This window comes from Nissabacter sp. SGAir0207, from assembly GCF_005491205.1.
Classification (GTDB): Bacteria; Pseudomonadota; Gammaproteobacteria; order Enterobacterales; family Enterobacteriaceae; genus Chimaeribacter.
The window spans coordinates 345,255-366,140 of the sequence record NZ_CP028037.1; the positions used below are offsets into that span (position 1 = coordinate 345,255).

Sequence of the window (20,886 nt, forward strand, 5' to 3'; positions counted from 1 at the left end):
GAAGAGACAGTGGCGGACGATGGTCTCATGGGAGTACTCCTTTATTCCGATCGTTCATCGGCATGGATGAAGGGGGGACGCAGGCCAGGCATAACAGTTGTCCATGCGCGATATAACTGAGGCTCTCCAACACCACCGCATTGGTGTCGGCGCTAATAATCTGGTTCACCGCCTGATTGCCGCTGTAGCCCTCATACCACCCTTTGCCCGGTGCCAGCAGCGGGACGGCCTGCGTGCGCAGGGTTTCGCTCCAGGCGTTGCGGAACAGCGCGTACCAGCCAAAGGCGGAGCGGGTGGAGAGGATGCGCGGCGGCGGCAGGTCGCTGCGCTGTACGGTGGCGTCCTGCACCGGCTGCTGGCCGGGCAGGTTGGCGATAAAGTCGGGTGCCTGTTCGGCGTAGTCGGTATTTACCGAGGTGTAGTTGCCGGTGGCCTTATAGAGCCGTTGCTGGATGCGCACGATGCGCCAGGCGAACTCGGCACTACGGCTGTCAAAGCCCATCTCCAGCCCGGTCAGCACATAGGGCAGGGTGATGATGGTGGGCGCCTCCTGATCAACGCCGCGGCGGAAGCCGTCGCTGGGGATGGCGTAACCATCAATCTGCACCAGCTTGACCCCCTCCGGCGGCTGGGTCACCGCGATGCCAGCGGAGGGGCTGACCATGCGCAGCGTGCCAGCGGTGTAGAGGCGGAAACCATAGCCGCTGCGGTTGGTGTTGGCCCCCAGATCCCAGTGGGCGACCTGGATGCTGGTGGCGGTGGCGGGCGTGCTGCTCTCAAACAGGCTGTTGAGGTTCCACTGCGCCAGCACCTCCTGCACCTGTGCGGCGTGGTAGGGGTAGCGCCACATCAGCACGGTGAGTGGTACCAGCAGCCGCCCCATGTCCACCGCCGGGGTGGTGGGGGCCTCGGTATCGGCCGGGTCGCGCAGCAGCTCCAGCGTCTGGGTCTGGTACCAGTTGCCCGGTACGCCAGAGGGCAGCAGCGGCAGCAGGCTCAGGGCGGTCAGCGCCTTGGAAATCCGCTGGTCAAACTCCTCCGCTGTGACAATGTCGAGCTGGCGGGCGGCGATCAGCGCCATCAGGTAACTGCCGGTGTCCCACAGCGAGGTGTAGGGGCGCTGGTCTTGGGCGTTCGCCAGCCCGGTCAGCTGGGTATTGTTGGCGAAGTATTGCCACGCGACGCGCGCCCACACCGCCTCATCAAAGGTCAGGTCGCGCTGCTGGGGCAGCGGCGGGAAATCCTTGCTCAGGGTATAGCCCGCTTTCTCCTCGACCACCGGCGGCATGTGTTTCTCCACATAGAGCACGATGCCAAAGCCAATCAGGAAACCGAGCAGGATGGTGACATAACTGCGGGCCGGCAACAGGCTCTCTTTCCATGACATATCAGACGCCCTCTTCTTCATCAGACGCAGCCGTGTCCGGCTTCCACATCGCCGCCAGGATCATCGGCATCATGGCGGCGATATTCACCCCGCCCCAAAAGATATTGATGATGTAACCGGAAGGGTCCTCAATATCGCCATTGGCCACCTTGATGCCGCCCCAGATCAGTCCAAGCAGCGTCAGGGCGACGATCGCCAACTGGGGCTTGACCAGATAGAGGAACATCCCCTGCTGGCGCTCTTTCGGCGTGACGTGGAACTTGATCTTCTCGCCGCGCAGCACCGTGTCCAGCGCCCGCAAGTTCATCGAGTAGAGCGCCAGATAGGAGGAGCGCCCATCCCAGGCGGACAGCCCCCAGGTGCCGAACATAAACGCCAGTTCCGACACGATGAAGAACGGCAGGAAGTGCAGGTAGAACGGCTGGGAGTAAGCCGACACCGGCGGGATATTGGTGAACAGATAGATCAGCGGCGAGATCAAAAACACCGTGTTCCACAGGCAGGCCAGATAGGACCAGAAGGTGGTGCCATACATCAGGGTCTGCGGCAGGCTCAGGCGAAAGCGCTTGCGGCTGAAAATCGGGTCATGCAGCAGGATATCCATCGAGCCAGCGGCATACTTGAAGCGCTGGATCATCCAGGTGAGCAGATCCTGCGGCGACAGCATTTTAGACTCGGTGCGCGGGTGCATCACCGACTTCCAGCGCCGCTCGGTATCGCCATGCAGCACGATGGAGGTGTAGATATCCTCCGAGACGTGGAATTTGTAGGGGGTCAGCTCGGTGTCCATGATGACATGCGGCCGCATCGCCTGCTCCAGCGCCTCGCGCGCGTCGGCGTCCGGGATGTCGCGGGTGAAGCGTGCCACCTCCTCATCCACCGCCCAGACATAGCTGCGCAGCGCCGCCTGCATCACCGCCTCACGCCGGTGGATGGAGGCCGCGCCACAGCAGAACGAGGCGTTGGCCCAGTTGCGGCGGCGCAGGATCACCTCATAAAACATCCGCGCGTCATTGAAGAAGGGATCGCGCCCCAGCGTCACTGGGCCAACCACCGCCTCGGTTACCTTGCCAAGGCCGTAACCCACCACACCCAGCCGACGGCGCAGGGCATCCGGCAGCCGCCGCCCCTCCGGCAGGTCATAAAACCATTGCGGCGTCTGCACCCAGGCAACATCCGGGTCGCGGAAGTAGCCCATGGTGTGGGTCAGCAGGGTCGGGAAGACGCGGGTATCGGCATCGCAGATCACCAGAAAGTCGCCGTCGGTCTGCTCCATGCCATTGCGCAGGTTACCGGCCTTGTAGCCGATATTGGTCTCGCGGGTGATGTAGTTCACCCCCTCCTGCTCGCACACCGCGCGCATCTCCGGGCGGCGGCCGTCATCCAGCACATGGATCTTGAAATCAATCGGCGCCGGGTAGGTGACTTTCAGCGCATCCTGAATCGAAATGCGCACCAGCTCCACATCCTCCGAATAGGTGGCGATAAACAGATCGACCTTTAGCGGCCGGGTTTCTGTCTGTTCATCCGCCCCCAAGCACTCATTAATATCGGTCGGTGCCGGGCGCTGCGGGACATCCCACTCTTTCCAGAGATTGATGGTGAAAAATACCGTGCCGATATAGGCCAGTGTTTCTGCCAGCACCAGTGGAATGGCATACCAGAGCGCATCGTAATTGAGCGATGACATCCATCTCCAGCGGATATAGTTGGCGCCCAGAATAAGCGCCGCCACCGCAAGGCATTGCCACAGCACCTGGATTATCCAGGGGGTTTTTAGTGGTTCTGGCGGTTTCCGGTGTTCAAAATTGGAAAAATAGAAAGCCATGGGCATTCCTGTTCATCGTTTCACAAGAATAAATGCGCAAAGGCGCTACGTTTCCTGGTGTCAAAAACAGAAATGCTACTGAATTATAAAGTATTATTGATTGGCCTCGCGCTCTTTACCGATAAGCGGCAATGGCGCAATGTCATTTGAGTCTAGTGCAGCTAAAAAAGGTTTCAAGGCTATTTTTTATCGAAACAACCGCGACATAGCGCAAATTTCACCTACTATTCTGTGAGAGGACTCACGTAATTTGGCGCGAAGCAGTTTCCCACCGATTAGCCGGGGGAACTCGTCTACACTCTAGAAATCAGTAATCTCCCTAACCTAAATCTGCGGAGTGCGCGGGGCGAGTATGGCAGCACAAGATACAGTCATTTCAGGCGTTTCCGAACGGGTCTCCTGGCGCTATGCGGTGCCGGGCCGCCGCGATTTGCGGGTGGATATGCTACGCGGCATTGCGTTGGTGATGATGGTGGTCGCCCATACCGAGGTGATGTCGGTTTTCAATATATTTACCTGGGAGCGGCTGGGATTAACCACCGGTGCGGAAGGCTTTGTCATTATGTCCGGCTTTATGCTGGGGATGTTGAACCGTATACGCTTGCAGAAAGAGTACCTGCTGACTATTTCCTATAACCTGGTGCGGCGCGCGTGGAAAATATACCAGGTGAATCTGGTGATTATTCTTTCGGTGCTGCTGCTGGCGCAGGTGCCCTTTATTAATACCTTTGAAATTACCCATTTTACTGACCGCTACGCCGGTATCTCCTACTCGCTAATTCCAGTAACGCCACAAATTCGCGAGACGTGGTTCAATATTATTCTCTACCTACAAATAGGGCCGCACCAGACCCAAATCCTCGGCCTCTATATCTTTTTGCTGCTCGCCAGCCCCCTGATGCTCTGGATGCTGTCACGCGGGCGGGTCGCCTGGTTATTGCTGATTTCACTGGCGCTGTATGTATTTTACCAGTTCAACCATGTGCGCCTGACGGTGTCACAATTTGAGTTCGCCTTCCCGCTGCTGGCATGGCAGCTGATCTATGTGCTCGGCATGTGCTGCGGCTGGTACAAGGATGAGCTGACCTCGCTGGCGCGCACCGGCATGGGCCACTTTGTGATCGTGGTGATGGTGATCTTCGCGCTGGGGATGATGTTCATTGCCCAGAACCACACTAACCCCTTCATGCCGCCAGCGCTGATGATGCATGTCATCCCGCCGGCGGACTTCAACTGGTTCTACCGCACGCTGGCGGCGAAAAACGCACTGGGGCCGATGCGGGTGCTGGATGACTTCTGTCTGATCATTACGGTTTATCTGGTGCTGACCTACCTGTGGCGGCCCATTGAACGGGCGGTTGGCTGGTTCCTGATCCCCCTGGGGCAGCACTCGCTCTACACCTTCATCATCCACGTCTACTTCGTGCTGATGGCCAGCCAGCTGGTGCACTTTGACCTGTGGCAGCAGGCATGGATACGCAACACCGTGGTACATGCCGCCATCCTGATGGCGCTATGGCTGATGGCGAAGTATGAGGTGGGCGGCAAATTTATTCCAAATTGAGTGGATGTGGCAGCGTGACAGAGGTGATATGGGGGCTTTGAGCAAACGGGTTCGGGGGAGGGGCAGCCGGTGGCTGGGCGGCTTGTGCTGTCTGGCGGTGGCGGCTGCCTGCGGGGCGGCGGAGACGGCCAGCACGCCGGTGGTCAAAAAGAGCCAGGGGCGCAACCCCTTTTCTGGCCATGCCGCCGCCGTCAAGCCGCCGCCCGATCCCACCAAAAAAACCGTGCCCGGCAGCGTGCCGGACAACGTCGGCTCCGCCGCGCAGAAGCCCACCGTCAACAGCGGCGGCAGCACGGAGAAAGTGCGCGTTTTCACCAGCCGCTGGGGCCGCCTGTTCTATGGCGATGATGCCAAGTTCTCTGGCGCGCTCTCTTTCAACAGCGGGCTGAAGGATCAGTGGGTCAGCATCCCCACCGGGCAGGATTCGGCGTCCCAGAAGAATGAGATCAACCAGCGGCTGCTGCTGAGCCTGCAATACTCGCCCTTCAGCTACTGGTTTGCCAACGTCACCTTCCGTATGCCGCTGCGCGACATCAACAAATACAGCGCCGATTTCCGCTACAGCTTTGGCTATGACGACTGGCACCCCAACACCTTCAGTCTGGTATACGGCAACTATGGCGATAACCGCTTCTTCCCGACCTCCAACAACCGGCGCACTTACCCGGAGCAAGGCTCCTGGACGGGCGCGTATAAGTTCAGCCTGCCCAAGGAGCTGGAGAAGTACCTGCTGTTGCAAAAGGGCGATGCGCTGACCTGCCAGGTGGGCTATACCTGGGTGCCGCGCTACTACTCGCTGGCGGACAACGATCGCAAAATCAACAAAAGTATCCTGCTGGGCGGCTGTGGTTACAGCTTTGTGCAGCACTGGTTCTTCCGGTTCAGCGCATTCTACTATCCTGATAGCCGGCAGCAGCAGCCGTGGGACTCCGACTACACCTACAGCTTTGGGTATTCGGGCTACACCCCCGGCTCGTTCTCCATCCAGTACACCAACTACAGCGGGACGCGCTACCCGTGGCGCAGCAACGCCAACGCCCTGTTCCGCGAAGGCACCATCAGCCTGATCTATTACATCCCGTTTTGAGGAGCGTGCTATGCAAGTGATGAGCGCCGAGCGCGAGCCAACCACCATTCTGGTGGTGGATGACTCCTCCAGTTACCGGTTTTTGCTCTCCAGTTTGTTGAAGAAGTGGGGATACCGGGTGTTTGAGGCCGACCAAGGGGAGAAGGCGCTGGAAGTGTTGCAGCAGCAGCCGATCCATATGGTCATCAGCGACTGGGAGATGCCGGTGATGGATGGTCTGGCGCTCTGCCGGGCGATCCGCCACCGCAACGCCACCCCCTACGTCTACCTGATTTTGGTCACGGCGCGCCACTCGGTGGAGGATTTGACCGCTGGCATTGAGGCGGGGGCCGATGACTTCCTCAGCAAGCCGGTCAACGCCAGCGAGTTGCAGGCGCGGCTCTATGCTGGCCAGCGCATCCTGAAGCTGGAGGCCAACCTCGCGCTGCGCAACGCCAAGCTGGTGCAGGCCTGGCAGCAGATGGAGGCGGACTTGCAGGCGGCGGCACGGCTCCAGCACTCGCTGTTACCGGCGCGCAACGTCAGCTTGCAAGGGTTCAGCATCGACTGGCTTTTCATTCCCTCCGCCTATGTCTCCGGGGACATGTTCCAGTTCTTCGCCCTGCCAGACCACCACATTGGCTTCTACTGCATCGACGTCGCCGGGCATGGCGTCACGGCGGCGATGCACTCGCTGGCGGTGGGCCGCCAGTTTATGCATGGCCGCACGGTGGAGAACTTTTTGGCGCGCACCGACGACGCCGGGCGGGCCGTGATCACCCCGCCGCATGAGGTGGTCAGCCTGCTCAACCAGCGCTTCTGTTACGAAAATGATGACGTGCAGAGCTACTTCACCATGATCTACGGCGTGATCAATACGCTGGATGGCCGCGGGCGGCTCTGTCAGGCGGGCCACCCGACCCCGTTCATCGTCCATGCGGATGGGGCCACCACCTCCATCGGCGAGGGGGGCGGGCCGGTGGGGCTGTTTGACACCCTGAGCTGGGAGGATTGCGCCTTTACCCTCCAGCCGGGCGAGTGCCTCTGCCTCTACAGCGATGGCATCAGCGAGTGCGAAAACGAGGAGAGCGAGCAGTTTGGCGAGGCGCGCTTGCGCGCACTGCTGGGCGACAACCACGCCCTGCCGCGCGCCGAGCGCTTCCTCCAGCTGGAGCTGGCGCTGCTGGAGTGGCGCAATGTGCAACTGGATGCGGTAGACCCGCAGAACGGCGTCAAATATGGCAACAGCAACCTGAATGATGATGTCTCGCTGCTGGTGATAGAGCGGACATCCTCCTTTGTGCAGCAAGAGGAAAAACCATGATTGTCGAAACAGCGAAACATGAACATGTCACCCTGGTGATGCCGGTGGTGCGGCGGCTGGATGCGTCAGTATCAAACAAATTCAAGGAGACGGTGCAGGAGATGATCCGCGGCGGTGACACGGAGCTGCTGATTGACTTTAGCCGCGTCGACTTCATCGACAGTAGCAGCCTCGGCGCGCTGGTGTCGATTTTGAAGTCGCTCAACGGCAAGGGCACGCTGGCGCTGTGCGCCATGAACGCCAACCTGCTCAACCTGTTCAAACTGACGCGCATGGACCGGATCTTCATGACGTTCCCCACTCAGGAAGAGGCGTTGAACAAACTGCTCAACCGATAGGTATGCGGCCATGTATGAGAGCTTGCCCCAGGACGTGGAGCTGACGCTGCCCGCTGTCACCGACAGCCTGGCGATTGCCAGCCGGGCCCTGGACGATTTTGCCCGCCCCCTGACGCTGGGGGACGAGGGGTTGTTCCCGCTCGATCTGGCGCTGAGTGAGGCGATGACCAACGTGATCAAGCACGGTTACCACTACGATGCCTCGCGCACGCTGCGCCTCTCGCTGCGCTACCGCGAGGAGGAGAGGGTACTGGAGATTGGGCTGGTGGACAGCGGCACCCCCATCCCGGCGGCGCTGCTGCAACAGGAGAAGCATTTGGCGATTGACCCGGATGATATGGAGAGCTGGCCGGAGAATGGCATGGGCATCATGTTTATTCAGGCCAGCGTTGATGAGGTGCGCTACCAGAGTGACCACGGCGAAAATACCCTGACGCTCTGCAAGCGGCTGGCGTAGGTGTGGCACAGTATCCTGGGATTCCAGCATCCTGGCATCCTGGGATGGTAACGCGCCTGACGCCCGCCGACTGGCATTGTTCCTAAAGCCCGGTGGCCCGCGTATTTTATTACCCGGCCAGAACGGGGCATGGTAGACTTTGCTCAATTAATGACCTGACCGCAGTGGCGGCCGCGAAAATAACCGCTGAGCATTTGTTCGTCATTTCCGGTGATAAATCCCCTCCATCTAGTTAAAAATTCTTACGATGAGCAATAATTTGAATAAAATAATTTTTATTTAATTTATTGCCCTATTTTGTTTCATATTTCGTGCATAAATCCCCAGTGCGTCAATACTTAAAAAATCCTAACTATCAGTGGGGAGTAGGGCACGTCTGCCTTACAAATCTCCCAGGGTTCATTTCCAGTGCCTGAGACCCGGTGGCGAGCGGTGATGCGTTTTGCTGCCAAGGGGCCTCTCTGCTTTCTTCTTTTTTGCTGGCTGCTTTTGTCCAGCACTCACCACACAGCATTACCGTTGTGATTCATGCCGTTTAAACCTGCGTGATCGGGTTCGGCTGTCCCAAAGGGCTGTCAACTGCCCGGTGGTCTGGTAGTCACAGGCTGGCCGGTACAGGGCGGCTGTTAATGACGAGAAGGAAGTGAGTGATGACCCCATTTTCCAGTTTCTGGCAAGCCGGATATGAAGGTGCGGATCATATCAACCCCCAGGGCGAGGCGCTGTCAATGAACGAGGCGACAGGCCACCTCAATCGGGTAAGGGAAGATTATGCCGCACTGATACCGTTCAATATCCGCACCGTGCGTGAAACGGTTGGTTGGCGGTTGGTTGAAAAGGATGGCGAATTTGATTTTAGCTCGCTGGAGGAGCGCGCCCGGGTGGCGCAGGAGCTGGGCATCCAGATCTGCTGGACGTTCTGCCACTATGGCTACCCGGAGGATGTGGCGTTCTTCTCGCCGGAGTTCATCACGCGCTTTGCCCGCTTTTGCGACGCGGTGACGCGCTACCTGGCCCCCTTCTCTGACATTCCCATCTATTCACCCATCAATGAAATCTCCTTCACCAGCTGGGGCATGGAAAACGGCATCTTCCCGCCGCCGCCCGGCGTGGAGGCTGGCATTGGCGACGCTGCCAAACGCCAGATGGTGCGCGCCACGCTGGCCGGCTGCGACGCCATCTGGGCGGCTGACCCACGCGCGCGCATCCTGCAATGTGACCCGATCATCCATTTGGTGCCGCCAGAGGTTGACCCGGAGCTGTGGGAGGGGGCCGTGGCGGGGCTACGTGAGGCGCAATACGCCGCCTGGGACATGATTTGCGGCCGCCTGGCACCGGAGCTGGGCGGCTCGCCGCGCTATTTGGATCTGATTGGCGCGAACTACTATCACAGTAACCAGTGGGAGGGAGGTACTGAAGCCCGACTGTGGTGGCATCTGGGCGACAAGCGGCGCAAACCGCTCTACCAGATGTTACTGGAACTGCATCAACGTTATGGCCGTCCTGTTTTGCTGGCTGAAACCAGCCATGTTGGCAGTGGCCGCGGCACCTGGATCAATGACATCACCGCTGAAGTGGCGCAGGCCCAAATGATCGGCGTGGATGTCCGCGGCATTTGCCTCTATCCGATTATTGATCGTCCCGATTGGGACAACGTTGCACATTGGCACCGCAGCGGTTTGTGGGATCTGGACTACCTTGGCCCCGATCCCCATGCCAGGGTGCTGGTTCCTCACTATGCAACCGCCTTGCGCCGCGCGCAGGGCATGTTGCATCGGCTCCATTCGAAACTGTGTTTCACCAACAGCCCACCGGGCCAGGAAAGCTCTATGTCGACTATCGTTGTGTTTTGTCATTTGCGTTGGGATTTTGTCTATCAACGGCCCCAGCAGCTGCTGAGCCGGCTGGCACAATTTCATCGGATCCTCTTTATTGAGGAGCCCGTGTTTGACGAAGGGGCGCCCTATTTGGAAACCTCGACTCCCGCCCCAAACATCACCGTTTACCGTCCGCATACGCCGGTCCACGCCCCCGGTTTCCACGACGACCAGATCGCCGTGCTGCAACCCCTGCTGGAGAACCTGATCAAAGATGGCAGTGAACCCATTGCGTGGTTCTATACGCCGATGGCGCTGCCGCTGCTCAACTCCCTGACCCCGAGTCTGGTGGTCTATGACTGCATGGATGAACTGGCCGCCTTCAAAAACGCGCCGAAACAGTTGCTGCAACGTGAGTCCGCCCTGCTGGCGCGTGCTGACCTGCTGTTTACCGGCGGGCCGAGCCTTCATGCCGCCAAACAGGGCCGCCATGACAACAGCTACTGCTTCCCGAGCAGCGTGGACGCGGTGCACTTTGAGCAGGCGCGCGACCGCAATAACGGCCACCCTGACCAGCAGCACCTGCCGCACCCGCGCCTTGGCTTCTACGGCGTACTGGACGAGCGCCTCGACCTCGACCTGATTGCGGCGATGGCAGACCGCCACCCCGAGTGGCAACTCTGCATGGTAGGGCCAGTGGTAAAAATCGACCCGGCCAGCCTGCCGCAGCGCCCGAACATCCACTACTACGGCCAGCAGACCTATCAGGCGCTGCCGCACTTCCTGGCTGACTGGGATGTCTGCCTGTTGCCGTTCGCCTTGAATGAGTCCACCCGCTTCATCAGCCCGACCAAAGTGCTGGAGTACATGGCCGCCGAGCTGCCGATCGTCAGTACCGCCATTAAGGACGTGGTGGAGCCGCATGGTGACGTGGTGGCCATCGGCTACGATACCGAGGGCTTTATCGCCGCCTGTGAGCGCGCCCTGGCGCTGACAGATGCCGAAAAAGCGGAAAGCGGTGAGCAGATGCGCGGGCGCATCGCCGCCACCTCGTGGGATGCCACGGCGGAGCAGATGGCGACGCTGATGGATGAGTCCCTGCTGCATAAACGCCACCCGGTTCATCAGGACATTGCGCCGGTCTCCCGCACCGAGATGGACGCTTCCAACGTCTCAGTGCTGAGCACCACCAGCCCGAATGACGCGGTACGCATTCCCTGCCTGATTGCCGGTGCTGGCCCAACCGGCCTGAGCGCCGCCTACCACTATGGCCCCGGCGCGCTGCTGTTGGAGCGCCATGACAGCGTCGGCGGCTGGTGCCGTTCCATTGAAGACAATGGCTTCACCTTTGACTTCGCCGGCCACATCATGTTCTCCAATGACCCCTATGTGCTGGAGCTTTACGAGATGCTGCTGGGGGACAACCTGCACTGGCAGAACCGTGAGGCGTGGGTCTACAGCAAAAACGTCTACACCCGCTATCCGTTCCAGGGCGCGCTCTACGGCCTGCCGCCGGAAGTGATCAAAGAGTGCATCGTCGGGGCAATCGAGGCGCGTTACGGCGCGGCCGAACAGCCAGCGGGCGCGGTGGTGAAACCGTTGGATGACTGCTGCGCTGACGGCAGCGCGCCGGATGAGAACACCACGGTGGTGGATGGCGCGGGCTGCGAGCCGAAAAACTTCGAAGAGTTCATCCACAAGGTGTGGGGCAAGGGCATCGGCAAGCACTTCGCCATCCCTTACAACAAAAAACTGTGGACGGTGCCGCTCTCCGAGATGGAAACCTCCTGGCTGGGTGGCCGCGTGCCGTTGCCGGATCTGGAGCAGATCATTGAGGGGGCGCTGGAGCCAGTCGGCGCACCGATGGGGCCAAACGCGCGCTTCGGCTATCCGCTGCGTGGCGGCTTCCAGGCGTTGATGGAGGGCTTCCTGCCGCACATCGACGGGCAACTGGAGACTGGCGCGAAGATCATCCAGGTGCAGCCGCGTGAGCATATCCTGACGCTGGCCGATGGCCGCCGCTACCGCTATGACCACCTGATCAGCACCCTGCCGCTGCCAGAGCTGATCCGCATGATGGGTGACGCCGCGCCAGCGGAGATCCGTGAGGCCGCCGAAGGGCTGCAACACATCTCCGTCAAGTGCGTCAACTTGGGGATTGGCCGCGAAAACCTGACCGACAAGCACTGGATCTACTACCCGGAAGAGACCATCTTCCACCGCATCTTTGTGCAGGGCAACGCCAGCCCGCACTGCAACCCGCCGGGCGGTTTCGGCATCACCTGCGAAATCACCTACTCGCCGCATAAACCGCTGCCGGTCGATGGGCAGGCGCTGATTGACCGCTGCATCGAGGAGTGCATCCAGGTTGGGATGTTCACCAAAGAGGACAAGGTGCTGGCGGCCAACATCGTCGATATGCCGTATGCCTATGTGATCTACGACCACACCCGCGCCAAACACGTTTCGACGGTGCGCAGCTGGCTGGCGAAGCACGATATCGTGCTGTCGGGTCGCTATAGTGAGTGGGAGTACTACAATTCAGATCATGCCTTTGTCGCCGGCAAGAACGCGGCGCAGAAAGTGAAAGCCCTGCAACGTAAGGATGGTACAGGGAGCTGACAGTGGGGCGCCCCGCACGCGGGGCGCCTTTCCGGCTTCCGGCTTTCCCCCCTCCCGCCACACCGGCAGTACCGGCAACGGCACATGGACGCTTCATAATTGATAAATATGGCTACACTTTATGTGACAGTGTCACCTTGGCCGGGCGCTGTGCCGGCCGGAATCCGCTTGATGAGATGAGAGGCGTCATATGTTGTACCGCAGCTTTGAAAAAATGATCGACATTTTCAAGCCAGCTCCGAAGGAAACGCCGCCTAATCGGGTATGGGCTTTCTACTTTTACTACCTCAAGCAGGTCTGGCCGACCTTCCTGGCGCTGATGTTTGTCGGGCTGGTCAGTGCGCTGCTGGAGGTGATCCTGTTTGACTTCCTGAGCCGACTGATTGACCTGACCCGCGGCACCACGCCGGCCAACTTTTTCGAGGCGCACTTCCATGAGCTGCTCTGGATGTTGATCGTTGCGCTGATCCTGCGGCCGCTGTTCATCGGCCTGCATGACCTGCTGATCCACCAGTGCATCAACCCCGGCATGTCGAGCATGATTTTGTGGCAGAACCACAACCACATCCTGCGGCAGAGCCTGCGCTTCTTCACCAATGATTTCTCCGGGCGCATTGCCCAGCGCATCACCCAGACCGGCAACGCCCTGCGTGACTCCTCGGTGCAGGCGGTGGATGCCATCTGGCATGTGCTGATCTACTCCATCGGCGCGATGGTGCTGTTCCTCGAGACCGACTGGCGGCTGATGATCCCGCTGCTGGTGTGGATTGTCGCCTACGCCATCAGCCTTAACTACTTTGTGCCGCGCGTGAAGGCGCGCTCGGTGGCCGCCTCCAATGCCAACTCCCGGCTGGTAGGGGCGATTGTCGATAACTACACCAATATCCTGACCATCAAACTGTTCGCCCAGCGTGACCTGGAGGAGGCTTACGCCCGCGAGGCGCTGCGCGAACAGACCCACAAGGCGCAACTCACCAGCCGCATGGTGACCAGCATGGACGTGACGGTAAACATCCTTAATGGGATGCTGATTGTCGCCACCACCGCGCTGGCGCTCTGGCTCTGGACGGAGAACCTGATCACCGTCGGCGCGATTGCCCTGTCAACCGGCCTGATGCTGCGGCTGGTCAACATGTCCGGCTGGATCATGTGGGTGGTCAACGGCATCTTCAGCAACATCGGCATGGTGCAGGATGGGCTGGAGACGCTGACCCAGCCGGTCACCGTCAGCGACGAGCCAAACGCGCCAGAGCTGATCGTCACCCGCGGCGAAATCACCTTTGAGCACGCCAAGTTCAACTACATCCGCGAGGGGACGCCGCTGATCCCTGACTTCAACCTGACCATCGGTGCAGGCGAACGCATCGGGCTGGTCGGCCCCTCGGGTTCCGGCAAGTCCACGCTGGTCAACCTGCTGCTACGCCTCTACAACCTGGATGGCGGCCGCATCCTGATTGATGGGCAGGACATCTCCCAGGTCAGCCAGCAGAGCCTGCGCGCGCAGATCGGCATGATCACCCAGGACACCGCGCTGCTTAACCGCTCACTGCGCGACAACCTGCTCTACGGCAAGCCCGATGCCACCGAGGAGGAGTTGCAGCGCGCCATTAAACGGGCGCACGCCGATCAGTTCATCCCGTCGCTGGTGGACGATCAGGGCCGCACCGGGCTGGATGCCCACGTCGGCGAGCGTGGCGTGAAACTCTCCGGCGGCCAGCGCCAGCGTATCGCCATCGCCCGCGTGCTGCTGAAGGATGCGCCCATTTTGATCATGGATGAGGCGACCTCCGCCCTCGACTCCGAGGTGGAAGCGGCCATTCAGGAGAGCCTGAACGTGCTGATGAAGGGCAAAACGGTGATTGCGATTGCCCACCGCCTCTCCACCATCGTCAAGATGGATCGACTGGTGGTGATGGAGAAGGGGCAGATTGCCGAGCTGGGCAGCCACGACGAGTTGCAGGGGGAGCAGGGCCTCTACTCCCGCCTGTGGCGTCACCAGACCGGCGGGTTTGTCGGCGCGCGTTAAGTGGCCCGATCGCCAAAAGGGACGGTACGCCGTCCCTTTTTCATGCCTAGAGTTCGCCAGTCACATACTGCGCAACGCCGTTGCCGAAACTCCAGTCCGAGCGCGTATTGCTGATAAATGAGACCATCACGTCACTCGGCAAAATGCCGCACTGCTCATGCAGTTCGCGGCACAGTTCGGTCAGGAACAGCGCCTTCTGCTCCTCGCTGCGCGGGCTGGTAAACACCCGTAACACCACAATATTGTCCGTCCGCTCAATCCCCAGCCCGGTATCCTGGATCACCATCTGGTAGGGCTTGTTTTCGTGAACAATCTGGTAGCGGTCGCGTTCTGGTACCTTAAAGGCGGTCAGCACTGCGCGATGGGCGGCGTCCAGCATCTGGGTAATCTGTTGTTCACTGCGTCCCTCGAGAATATCAAAGGTCAATAATGGCATGGCTCACCTCACAGGTCGATCCGGGTTTCAACGAGGCGTGCCTCGTCACTGAGGATCAGACTAAGGCAATACGGCGGTGGGAAAAAGCGCTATGCTTGAAATGATTATTCACTATTTTGAACAATGCCGATGAAAGAGCTAAAACCCGATGCCCTCTGGACGCACCTGCACTGGCTGTCAGTGCTGGCGGAGCAGGGCAGTTTCACCCGCGCGGCGGAGCGGCTGGAGGTGAGCAAGGCGGCCGTCAGCCAGAAGATCAAGGAGCTGGAGCATCTGGCTGGCGTGCCGCTGGTGCGGCGCACCACGCGCACCATGCAGTTGACCAGCGCTGGCCAGAAACTGGTGGAGGAGCTAAAGGCGCCGCTCTCGCAGATTGTGCAGAGCTTTATTAGCGTGCGTGACGCGCAGGGGCCGCTGCGTGGGCTGGTGCGCGTCACCGCGCCGGTGGCCTTCTCCCGCCAGCAGCTGGTGCCGCACATCATTGAGTTTATGGCGCGCTACCCGCAGGTACGCGTCCAGCTGGAGGTGAGCGACCGGCTGGTGTCGCTGGCGGCGGAGGGGTATGACCTGGCGATCCGCCACAGCGACAGCCTGCCGGAGACCCACGTTGCCCACCGGCTGTGCGCCACCCGCACGCTGGTAGTGGCCGCGCCCGAGTACCTGCGCCGCCACGGCACACCCGAGACACCGCAGGCGCTGGCAGCGCACCGCTGCCTCTACTATCCGCGAGGCGTGGAGTTGCCGGAGTGGGGGTTTGTGCCGCAGGGAGAGCGGGGCGAGCGGGTGACGGTGCCCATCAGCGGCAATTTCGCCACCAACAACAGTGAGTCGATCCGGGATGCGGCGGTGGCTGGGATGGGCATCGCGCTGCTGCCGGATTTTAGCGCCCACGCCGCGCTGGAGAGCGGGGCGCTGGCGCCGTTGCTGCCAGCGTGGCGGCCGGTGGGGGCCTTTGCCGACAGCCTCTACATCCTGCGCCCCTGGAGCGCCCAAGTGCCGCGCGCGGTGGCGGCGTTCACCGCCTTCCTACGCGAGGCCTTTGGCCCGGAGGCGCGCCGCGAGCCGGGTTAGCTGATGGTGCGGGCGGTGCCAGAGACGCGGATACTGCCGCCCGGCTGGTCGCTGATCTGGATGCGCAGCAGGGAGCGTGCGCCCATATCCTCGCCCTGAATAATCTCCACCTCGCCGTGGTGCGGCCACTGGCGATCACGCAGGTAACCGCCGAGCGCTGCCGCCGCCGCGCCGGTGGCCGGATCTTCATACACCCCGCCGATGGCAAACGGGTTACGCGCATGGAAGCGGGTTGGGCTTTCGGCATGTACCAGACAGAACGTGGTGATGCCGTGCGCCTCCATCAGCGCCTTGCCCTGCGCCTGATCGTACTGCATCGCCTTCAGCGTCGCGCGGTGGCGCACCGGCAGGATCAGGTGGCTCGCACCGCCGTAGGCCATCGCTGGCGGCAGGCGGGTGTCCAGATCGCTCTCATGCCAGCCAAACAGCGCCAGCGCCTCCGCCAGCAATGCCTCCGGCACTGGCTCGCTGCGGGTTGGCGGCGATTGCAGGCTGGCGGCGGCCAGACTCTGCTGTATCTCGCCCTCCACGCTGATATCGCCATTGTTAAGGTAGAGACGGTAGCGGCCGCCGCCGAACTGCTCCGCCAGCGCCGCACCGGCGGCAATGGTGGCGTGGCCGCAGAAGGGCACCTCGATCTCTGGCGCGAAGTAGCGTACCCGCCAGCCATCCTCATGGGGCGCGAGGAATGCGGTCTCCGAGTAGCCCACCTCGGCGGCGATGCGCTGCATCTCCGCCTCACCGGGCAGGGTTTCCGCGATCAGTACACCCGCCGGGTTGCCGCCCTGTCCGCCATCTGAAAAAGCCGCGATACGTTTTATAGTTTGATGTTCCATGGTTTCACGCCTCAGTACTGGGTAAGAGAGGATCAGAGTAACGTGGAACGCAAGAAAAGGCGCGGGGCTGCACTATTTTTCATCCTTTTGCCGAGTCTCACAGGCATCCTGCTGTGCCTCCTGCCGCGCCTGTGCCTCGCTTTCGCTCTCCATCTCCTCGTGCTGCCGGGTCTCACAGGCCTCCTGTCGTGCCTCCTGTCGTGCCTGCTCCTCCCGTTCACGCTCCTCATCAATCTGCCGGGCGCGCTCCTCTGCCGCCGCGCGCCGCGCCTGCCGCAGGTTCAGCAACGGCGTGACGGTGGCGCCGTGCACGATCACACTGGCGGCAATCACCGTAAAGGCGATGTCCACCATGCGGGTGGCGTCCGGGCTGTTGCCCAGCCCGTGGGTATAGGCGTAGGCGATGTAGTTGATGCTGCCGATGCCACGGATGCCGAGCCAGCCAATCAGCCAGCGCCGCAGCGCTGGCATCTCCGAGCCGATACTGACGAGGTAGACCGACAGCGGGCGGATGACAATAAACAGCACCGCCGCCATCAGCAGCCCCTGGAAGTGCCAGTGCTGCGCCAGCGTGATGCCCAGCACAATCACGATGCCAGCGGCAAAGATGCGCTCCATGATGTCGCCAAAGGCCAGCGCGTCGCCCACCACCAGCCCCACCGACTTGGCCGGGCCGCCGTCATCGATCATATGCCGCCGGTTGGGGTTCACCAGCTCCTCGGCAGGTGGGTAGGCGTCATGATCACTGACCTCATCGGGCGGATGGCGGTTGATCACCACCACCTCGGCCCGCCGCAGGCCGACGCCAGCGGCAAAGGCCGCCAAAAAGCCGGACGCGCCCAGACCCTGCGCGGCGGCGTAGCTCAGGGCGATCAGCGCCAGCGCCAGAAAATCATTCGGTGCCACGTCACGCTGCTTGCTGCGCAGCAGGGTCGCCAGCAGGCCAATCAGTCGGCCCATGCCAAAACCGATGCCCAGACCGCCAGCCACCGCCCACAGCACATCCACCAGCGCCCAGTGGCCCCACTCCGCCAGCGTCAGGTCGCCGCTGGAAGCCATCAGCATCAACGCCAGCATCAGGAACGGCAGCGCCGAGCCATCATTCATGCCCGCCTCGCTGGAGAGCGCCACGCGCAGGTCATCGTTGTCGCTGGCGTCATTCACCGAGATCAAGCTGGCCAGCACCGGATCGGTCGGCGCGACAATCGCGCCAAAGGCCAGCGACAGCGGCCAGCTAAAGCCGAGCATGGCGTGCGCCGCCAGCGTCACGCCGCCCACCGTCAGCACCATCGCCGGGAAGGCCAGCCGCGCGCCCATCCGCCAACTGCGCGTCTTGAACGGCAGCCGCAGCTTCAGGCCGGTAATAAACAGCGAGGCGGCCATCGCAATCTCCGTTACCCGCCCCACCAGCACCGAGTGATCGACCACGTCGATGCGCAACAAGTTGAACACCCAGGGGCCACAGGCGATGCCTGCCGCCAGATACAACCCGAAAGTGCTGACCGGGCTGCGGTTAATCCACCCTGATGCCAATGACATCAGCAACAGCAACCCGCCTGTCGCCGCTGTCCAGCCTAAAAAATCCATAACCTCTATCCTCATCGTCCAGAGTTAAACCGGGGTGCCTGTAAGCGGCACTCTGTGGTGAAATCCCTAAAAGTGTAGCAGGCGCGGCAAGTTAGCTGGGGCGATGAGGAAAAAAGCGGCCCGCCGCTCAGGCAGGCGGGCACTGCTGGCGCCAGGCGCGCGGGCTGCTGCCGAACCAGCGGCGGAAGGCGCGCGAGAAGGCGCTGACTTCGGAATAACCCAGCAGGAACGCCAGTTCGGAGATGGGCAGGTGGCGCTGCGCCAGATAGTGGGTCGCCAGCTCCTGGCGCACGCCCTCCACCAGTCGGCTGAAGTTAAGCGACGCCTCGCCCAGCCGCCGTTGCAGCGAACCGCCGGACATGCCGAGCGCCTCCGCCACCTGTTCCAACACCGGCTCACCCTGCGGCAGGTGCTGGCGCACGGCGGAGCGCGCCTGCTCCACCACGGAGAGCGGCTGGCTGCTCTGGTTGAGCCGCCGCATCGCATCCTGCATCACCATCAGCAGCACCGGGTCACTCTCGGGCATTGGCCGTAGCAGGTCGGCGCGCGGGATAAACAGTGAGTTAACCGGCTGGTCGAAGTAGACCGGCGCGTCATAGTATTTGCAGTGCTCGTGCCAGTTCTCAGGCCGTGGGTGCTCAAAGTGCACCTCTTTGGGCGACCACTGTGGCCCCAGCGCATGGCGCAGCAGGTTCAGCACCATGCCCATGGTCAGTTCGGCGTCCTGCCGCTGGGAGACAATCGCGCCGTGGCGGATCTGGTAGTCAAAACGCACGCACCCCTCCAGCTCCACCAGCCGGGTGAGGGTGGCGTGCTGGTGCCAGGGAAAGGCGAATGCCACATTGTGCAGCGCCTGCCCGACCGTGGCGGAGCACAGCCCGACATAGCCCAGCAGGCCGAGTTGCTGTGGCTTGAACTGCAAACCATAGTGCAGGCCAAAGTTGTCAAAGCCAGTCTGGCGCGCGGCCTCCTCCATCACCCGGCAGTAACCGGGCAGCGTCAGGCTTTGGGTCGGCTGGTTGAGCAGGGAGGGCGGGATGTGGCACACGCCGAGCACACGCTCCGGGTCGCCACCCTGCCGGGCGATAAATGCCTCCAGCCCACTGGCGGCGGCGGCCAAAATGCCCTGATGGCCGGAAAAGGCCGGTTGGGCAAGGGCAGGAAAGGTGTCGGGATGGGTAAGCGCCTCGGCAAGGTTCATGGCGTGCTCCTGTCAAAAAGGGATCTGACAGGAATACAGCAAAAACCGTGCCAGCCAAGGAGTGCATGGGGCGGGCGATCACCCGCGCCCATGCGCGTCTTGTTGCACCACAAGTGGGCACGCCCGCCTGAATCAGGCCGCCGCCTCTGCCGCCCCCACCGGCAGGCACTGCTGGGAGAGGTAGAGTCGGCAGAGGCGCACGCTCTGCTGCGCCCAGTCCGCGCCCAGCGAGCGGGCCTGCTCCGTCTCCGCATGGGAACCGACCCACGCCAGCAGCTGGATGCGGCGCTGGATCAGCATCGCCGGGATAATTGCCCGCTCCTCCGGCGTCAGCGGGCAGAGCTGCTGGTAGCCCTCCAGCCACCCCTCCACCCAGTTGGGGGCATCCGGGTGATGCTCGACAAAGCTGATCGCCGCCGCCAGATCGTGCAGATACCAGCCGAAACCGCAGTCATCGAAGTCAATCACCCGCGTCTGCTGCTGGTGGCGCATCAAATTGGTCAGCCGCAAATCGGCATGGATCAGGCCGAAGCGGTCTGGCCCCTCGCCGAAGGCCGCCAGCGCCGCGCCCGCCTGGCGTTGCGCCCGCTCCACCAGTGGGATATCCGCCGCCGCCAGCCCCGGCGCGGCGCGCCAGTCACCCCAGTGGCCGGTTGCGCCGGTCATGGTGGCGTGATCCCAGCGCAAGCGCCGGAAGCCTGCCGGGCGCTGCCACTGGCGGCTGTGTTGGTGCAGCCGGGCGGTGGTACGTCCCAGTTCGATAAAGTCGGCGCGCGACACCCGGCTGATATCGCTTTGCAACACTTCACCGGCGATCCAGTCAAACAGCACCGCGTAGCGCGTCTCGCCCGCATCGGTGCGCAGCGGAATGACCCGCTCGCCCGCGCCGTTGCGGTGGGCGAATGGCACCTCAATGCCAGCCGCGCGCAGCGCATCCAGCCACTGCAACTCACTCTCAATCTCCTGCTGCTGGTGGTAGTTGGGGCGGTGGATGCGCAGCGCATAGCGCGTGCCGTGGGCATCGGTCACCTGGAAGGTGGCATTCTCCGAGCGGCAGAACAGTGCCGGCCGGGGTGAGTCCAGATGGGGGCAACTGGCCAGCGCCTGCCCGGCCAAACGGATCAGGGCGGCGTTGTCCAGCGAGTCATACTGTTGGGCGGTCATAGGCGTCTCCTCACGGTTGATGGCGTTAGGATGCGGCGTGGGGCCGTGCGCTTACCTGACCGTGGGGCGCGGGAAGTTGACCGCAGGGCGCAAAAAAGCGGCAGCCGGGGCAAAGTTGACTTTAGGGGAGGGCGGCAGGCGCGCTGCGGTCAAGTCGGCACG

Annotated in this window: 15 protein-coding genes; 8 read left to right on the plus strand and 7 right to left on the minus strand. The window is 61.8% G+C overall.

Annotation, left to right across the window (positions count from 1 at the left end):
• Positions 1 to 25 precede the first annotated feature (25 nt).
• The gene (locus tag C1N62_RS20770) at positions 26 to 1,387 is read right to left on the minus strand and encodes a DUF3131 domain-containing protein (RefSeq protein ID WP_137765627.1); all 1,362 of its coding nucleotides are present in this window, start codon (positions 1,385 to 1,387) and stop codon (positions 26 to 28) included.
• Position 1,388: 1 nt separating this feature from the next.
• The gene (locus C1N62_RS20775; protein WP_137765628.1) at positions 1,389 to 3,215 is read right to left on the minus strand and encodes a glycosyltransferase; all 1,827 of its coding nucleotides are present in this window, start codon (positions 3,213 to 3,215) and stop codon (positions 1,389 to 1,391) included.
• 352 nt (positions 3,216 to 3,567) lie between these two features.
• Here C1N62_RS20775 and opgC point away from each other — a divergent pair, with 352 nt between their 5' ends.
• The 7 genes from opgC (at position 3,568) to C1N62_RS20810 (ending at position 14,429) form a co-directional block, all read left to right on the plus strand.
• A complete protein-coding gene (opgC, locus tag C1N62_RS20780; RefSeq protein WP_137765629.1) occupies positions 3,568 to 4,779 on the plus strand; it encodes an OpgC domain-containing protein in 1,212 nt (403 codons plus the stop codon).
• Between the two features lie 223 nt (positions 4,780 to 5,002).
• A complete protein-coding gene (locus tag C1N62_RS20785; protein ID WP_370465619.1) occupies positions 5,003 to 5,866 on the plus strand; it encodes a hypothetical protein in 864 nt (287 codons plus the stop codon).
• Between the two features lie 10 nt (positions 5,867 to 5,876).
• A complete protein-coding gene (locus C1N62_RS20790; protein WP_370465613.1) occupies positions 5,877 to 7,169 on the plus strand; it encodes a PP2C family protein-serine/threonine phosphatase in 1,293 nt (430 codons plus the stop codon).
• Positions 7,166 to 7,507 carry an STAS domain-containing protein gene (locus tag C1N62_RS20795; RefSeq protein WP_137765630.1) on the plus strand — a complete coding sequence of 114 codons (342 nt, stop codon included), beginning with the start codon at positions 7,166 to 7,168 and terminating at the stop codon, positions 7,505 to 7,507. The genes C1N62_RS20790 and C1N62_RS20795 overlap by 4 nt, the downstream gene beginning before the upstream one ends.
• A 10-nt stretch (positions 7,508 to 7,517) precedes the next feature.
• Positions 7,518 to 7,964 carry an ATP-binding protein gene (locus tag C1N62_RS20800; protein WP_137765631.1) on the plus strand — a complete coding sequence of 149 codons (447 nt, stop codon included), beginning with the start codon at positions 7,518 to 7,520 and terminating at the stop codon, positions 7,962 to 7,964.
• 650 nt (positions 7,965 to 8,614) lie between these two features.
• Entirely contained in the window at positions 8,615 to 12,403 is a 3,789-nt protein-coding gene (locus C1N62_RS20805) for an FAD-dependent oxidoreductase (protein WP_137765632.1), read from the plus strand.
• Positions 12,404 to 12,593: 190 nt separating this feature from the next.
• Positions 12,594 to 14,429, plus strand: a complete 1,836-nt coding sequence (locus tag C1N62_RS20810; RefSeq protein ID WP_137765633.1) for an ABC transporter ATP-binding protein — start codon at positions 12,594 to 12,596, stop codon at positions 14,427 to 14,429.
• Between the two features lie 46 nt (positions 14,430 to 14,475).
• On the opposite strand, the gene C1N62_RS20815 is transcribed toward C1N62_RS20810, so the two are convergent.
• Positions 14,476 to 14,865, minus strand: coding sequence for a tautomerase family protein (locus tag C1N62_RS20815; RefSeq protein WP_137765634.1), 390 nt, complete (start codon positions 14,863 to 14,865; stop codon positions 14,476 to 14,478).
• A gap of 129 nt (positions 14,866 to 14,994) precedes the next feature.
• Here C1N62_RS20815 and C1N62_RS20820 point away from each other — a divergent pair, with 129 nt between their 5' ends.
• Positions 14,995 to 15,936 (plus strand): LysR family transcriptional regulator, encoded by a 942-nt coding sequence (locus C1N62_RS20820; protein WP_137765635.1) that lies wholly within the window; start codon positions 14,995 to 14,997, stop codon positions 15,934 to 15,936.
• On the opposite strand, the gene C1N62_RS20825 is transcribed toward C1N62_RS20820, so the two are convergent.
• The 4 genes from C1N62_RS20825 to C1N62_RS20840 form a co-directional block, all read right to left on the minus strand.
• Positions 15,933 to 16,772 carry a PhzF family phenazine biosynthesis protein gene (locus C1N62_RS20825; RefSeq protein ID WP_137765636.1) on the minus strand — a complete coding sequence of 280 codons (840 nt, stop codon included), beginning with the start codon at positions 16,770 to 16,772 and terminating at the stop codon, positions 15,933 to 15,935. The two genes, C1N62_RS20820 and C1N62_RS20825, sit on opposite strands and share 4 nt — an antisense overlap.
• Positions 16,773 to 16,844: 72 nt before the next feature.
• Positions 16,845 to 18,359, minus strand: a complete 1,515-nt coding sequence (locus tag C1N62_RS20830; RefSeq protein ID WP_137765637.1) for a sodium:proton antiporter — start codon at positions 18,357 to 18,359, stop codon at positions 16,845 to 16,847.
• A 127-nt stretch (positions 18,360 to 18,486) separates the two neighbouring features.
• Positions 18,487 to 19,560, minus strand: a complete 1,074-nt coding sequence (locus C1N62_RS20835; RefSeq protein ID WP_137765638.1) for an AraC family transcriptional regulator — start codon at positions 19,558 to 19,560, stop codon at positions 18,487 to 18,489.
• A 132-nt stretch (positions 19,561 to 19,692) separates the two neighbouring features.
• Complete coding sequence (locus C1N62_RS20840) at positions 19,693 to 20,724, minus strand: phosphotransferase enzyme family protein (protein ID WP_137765639.1); 1,032 nt, start codon at positions 20,722 to 20,724, stop codon at positions 19,693 to 19,695.
• Between the last annotated feature and the right edge of the window lie 162 nt (positions 20,725 to 20,886).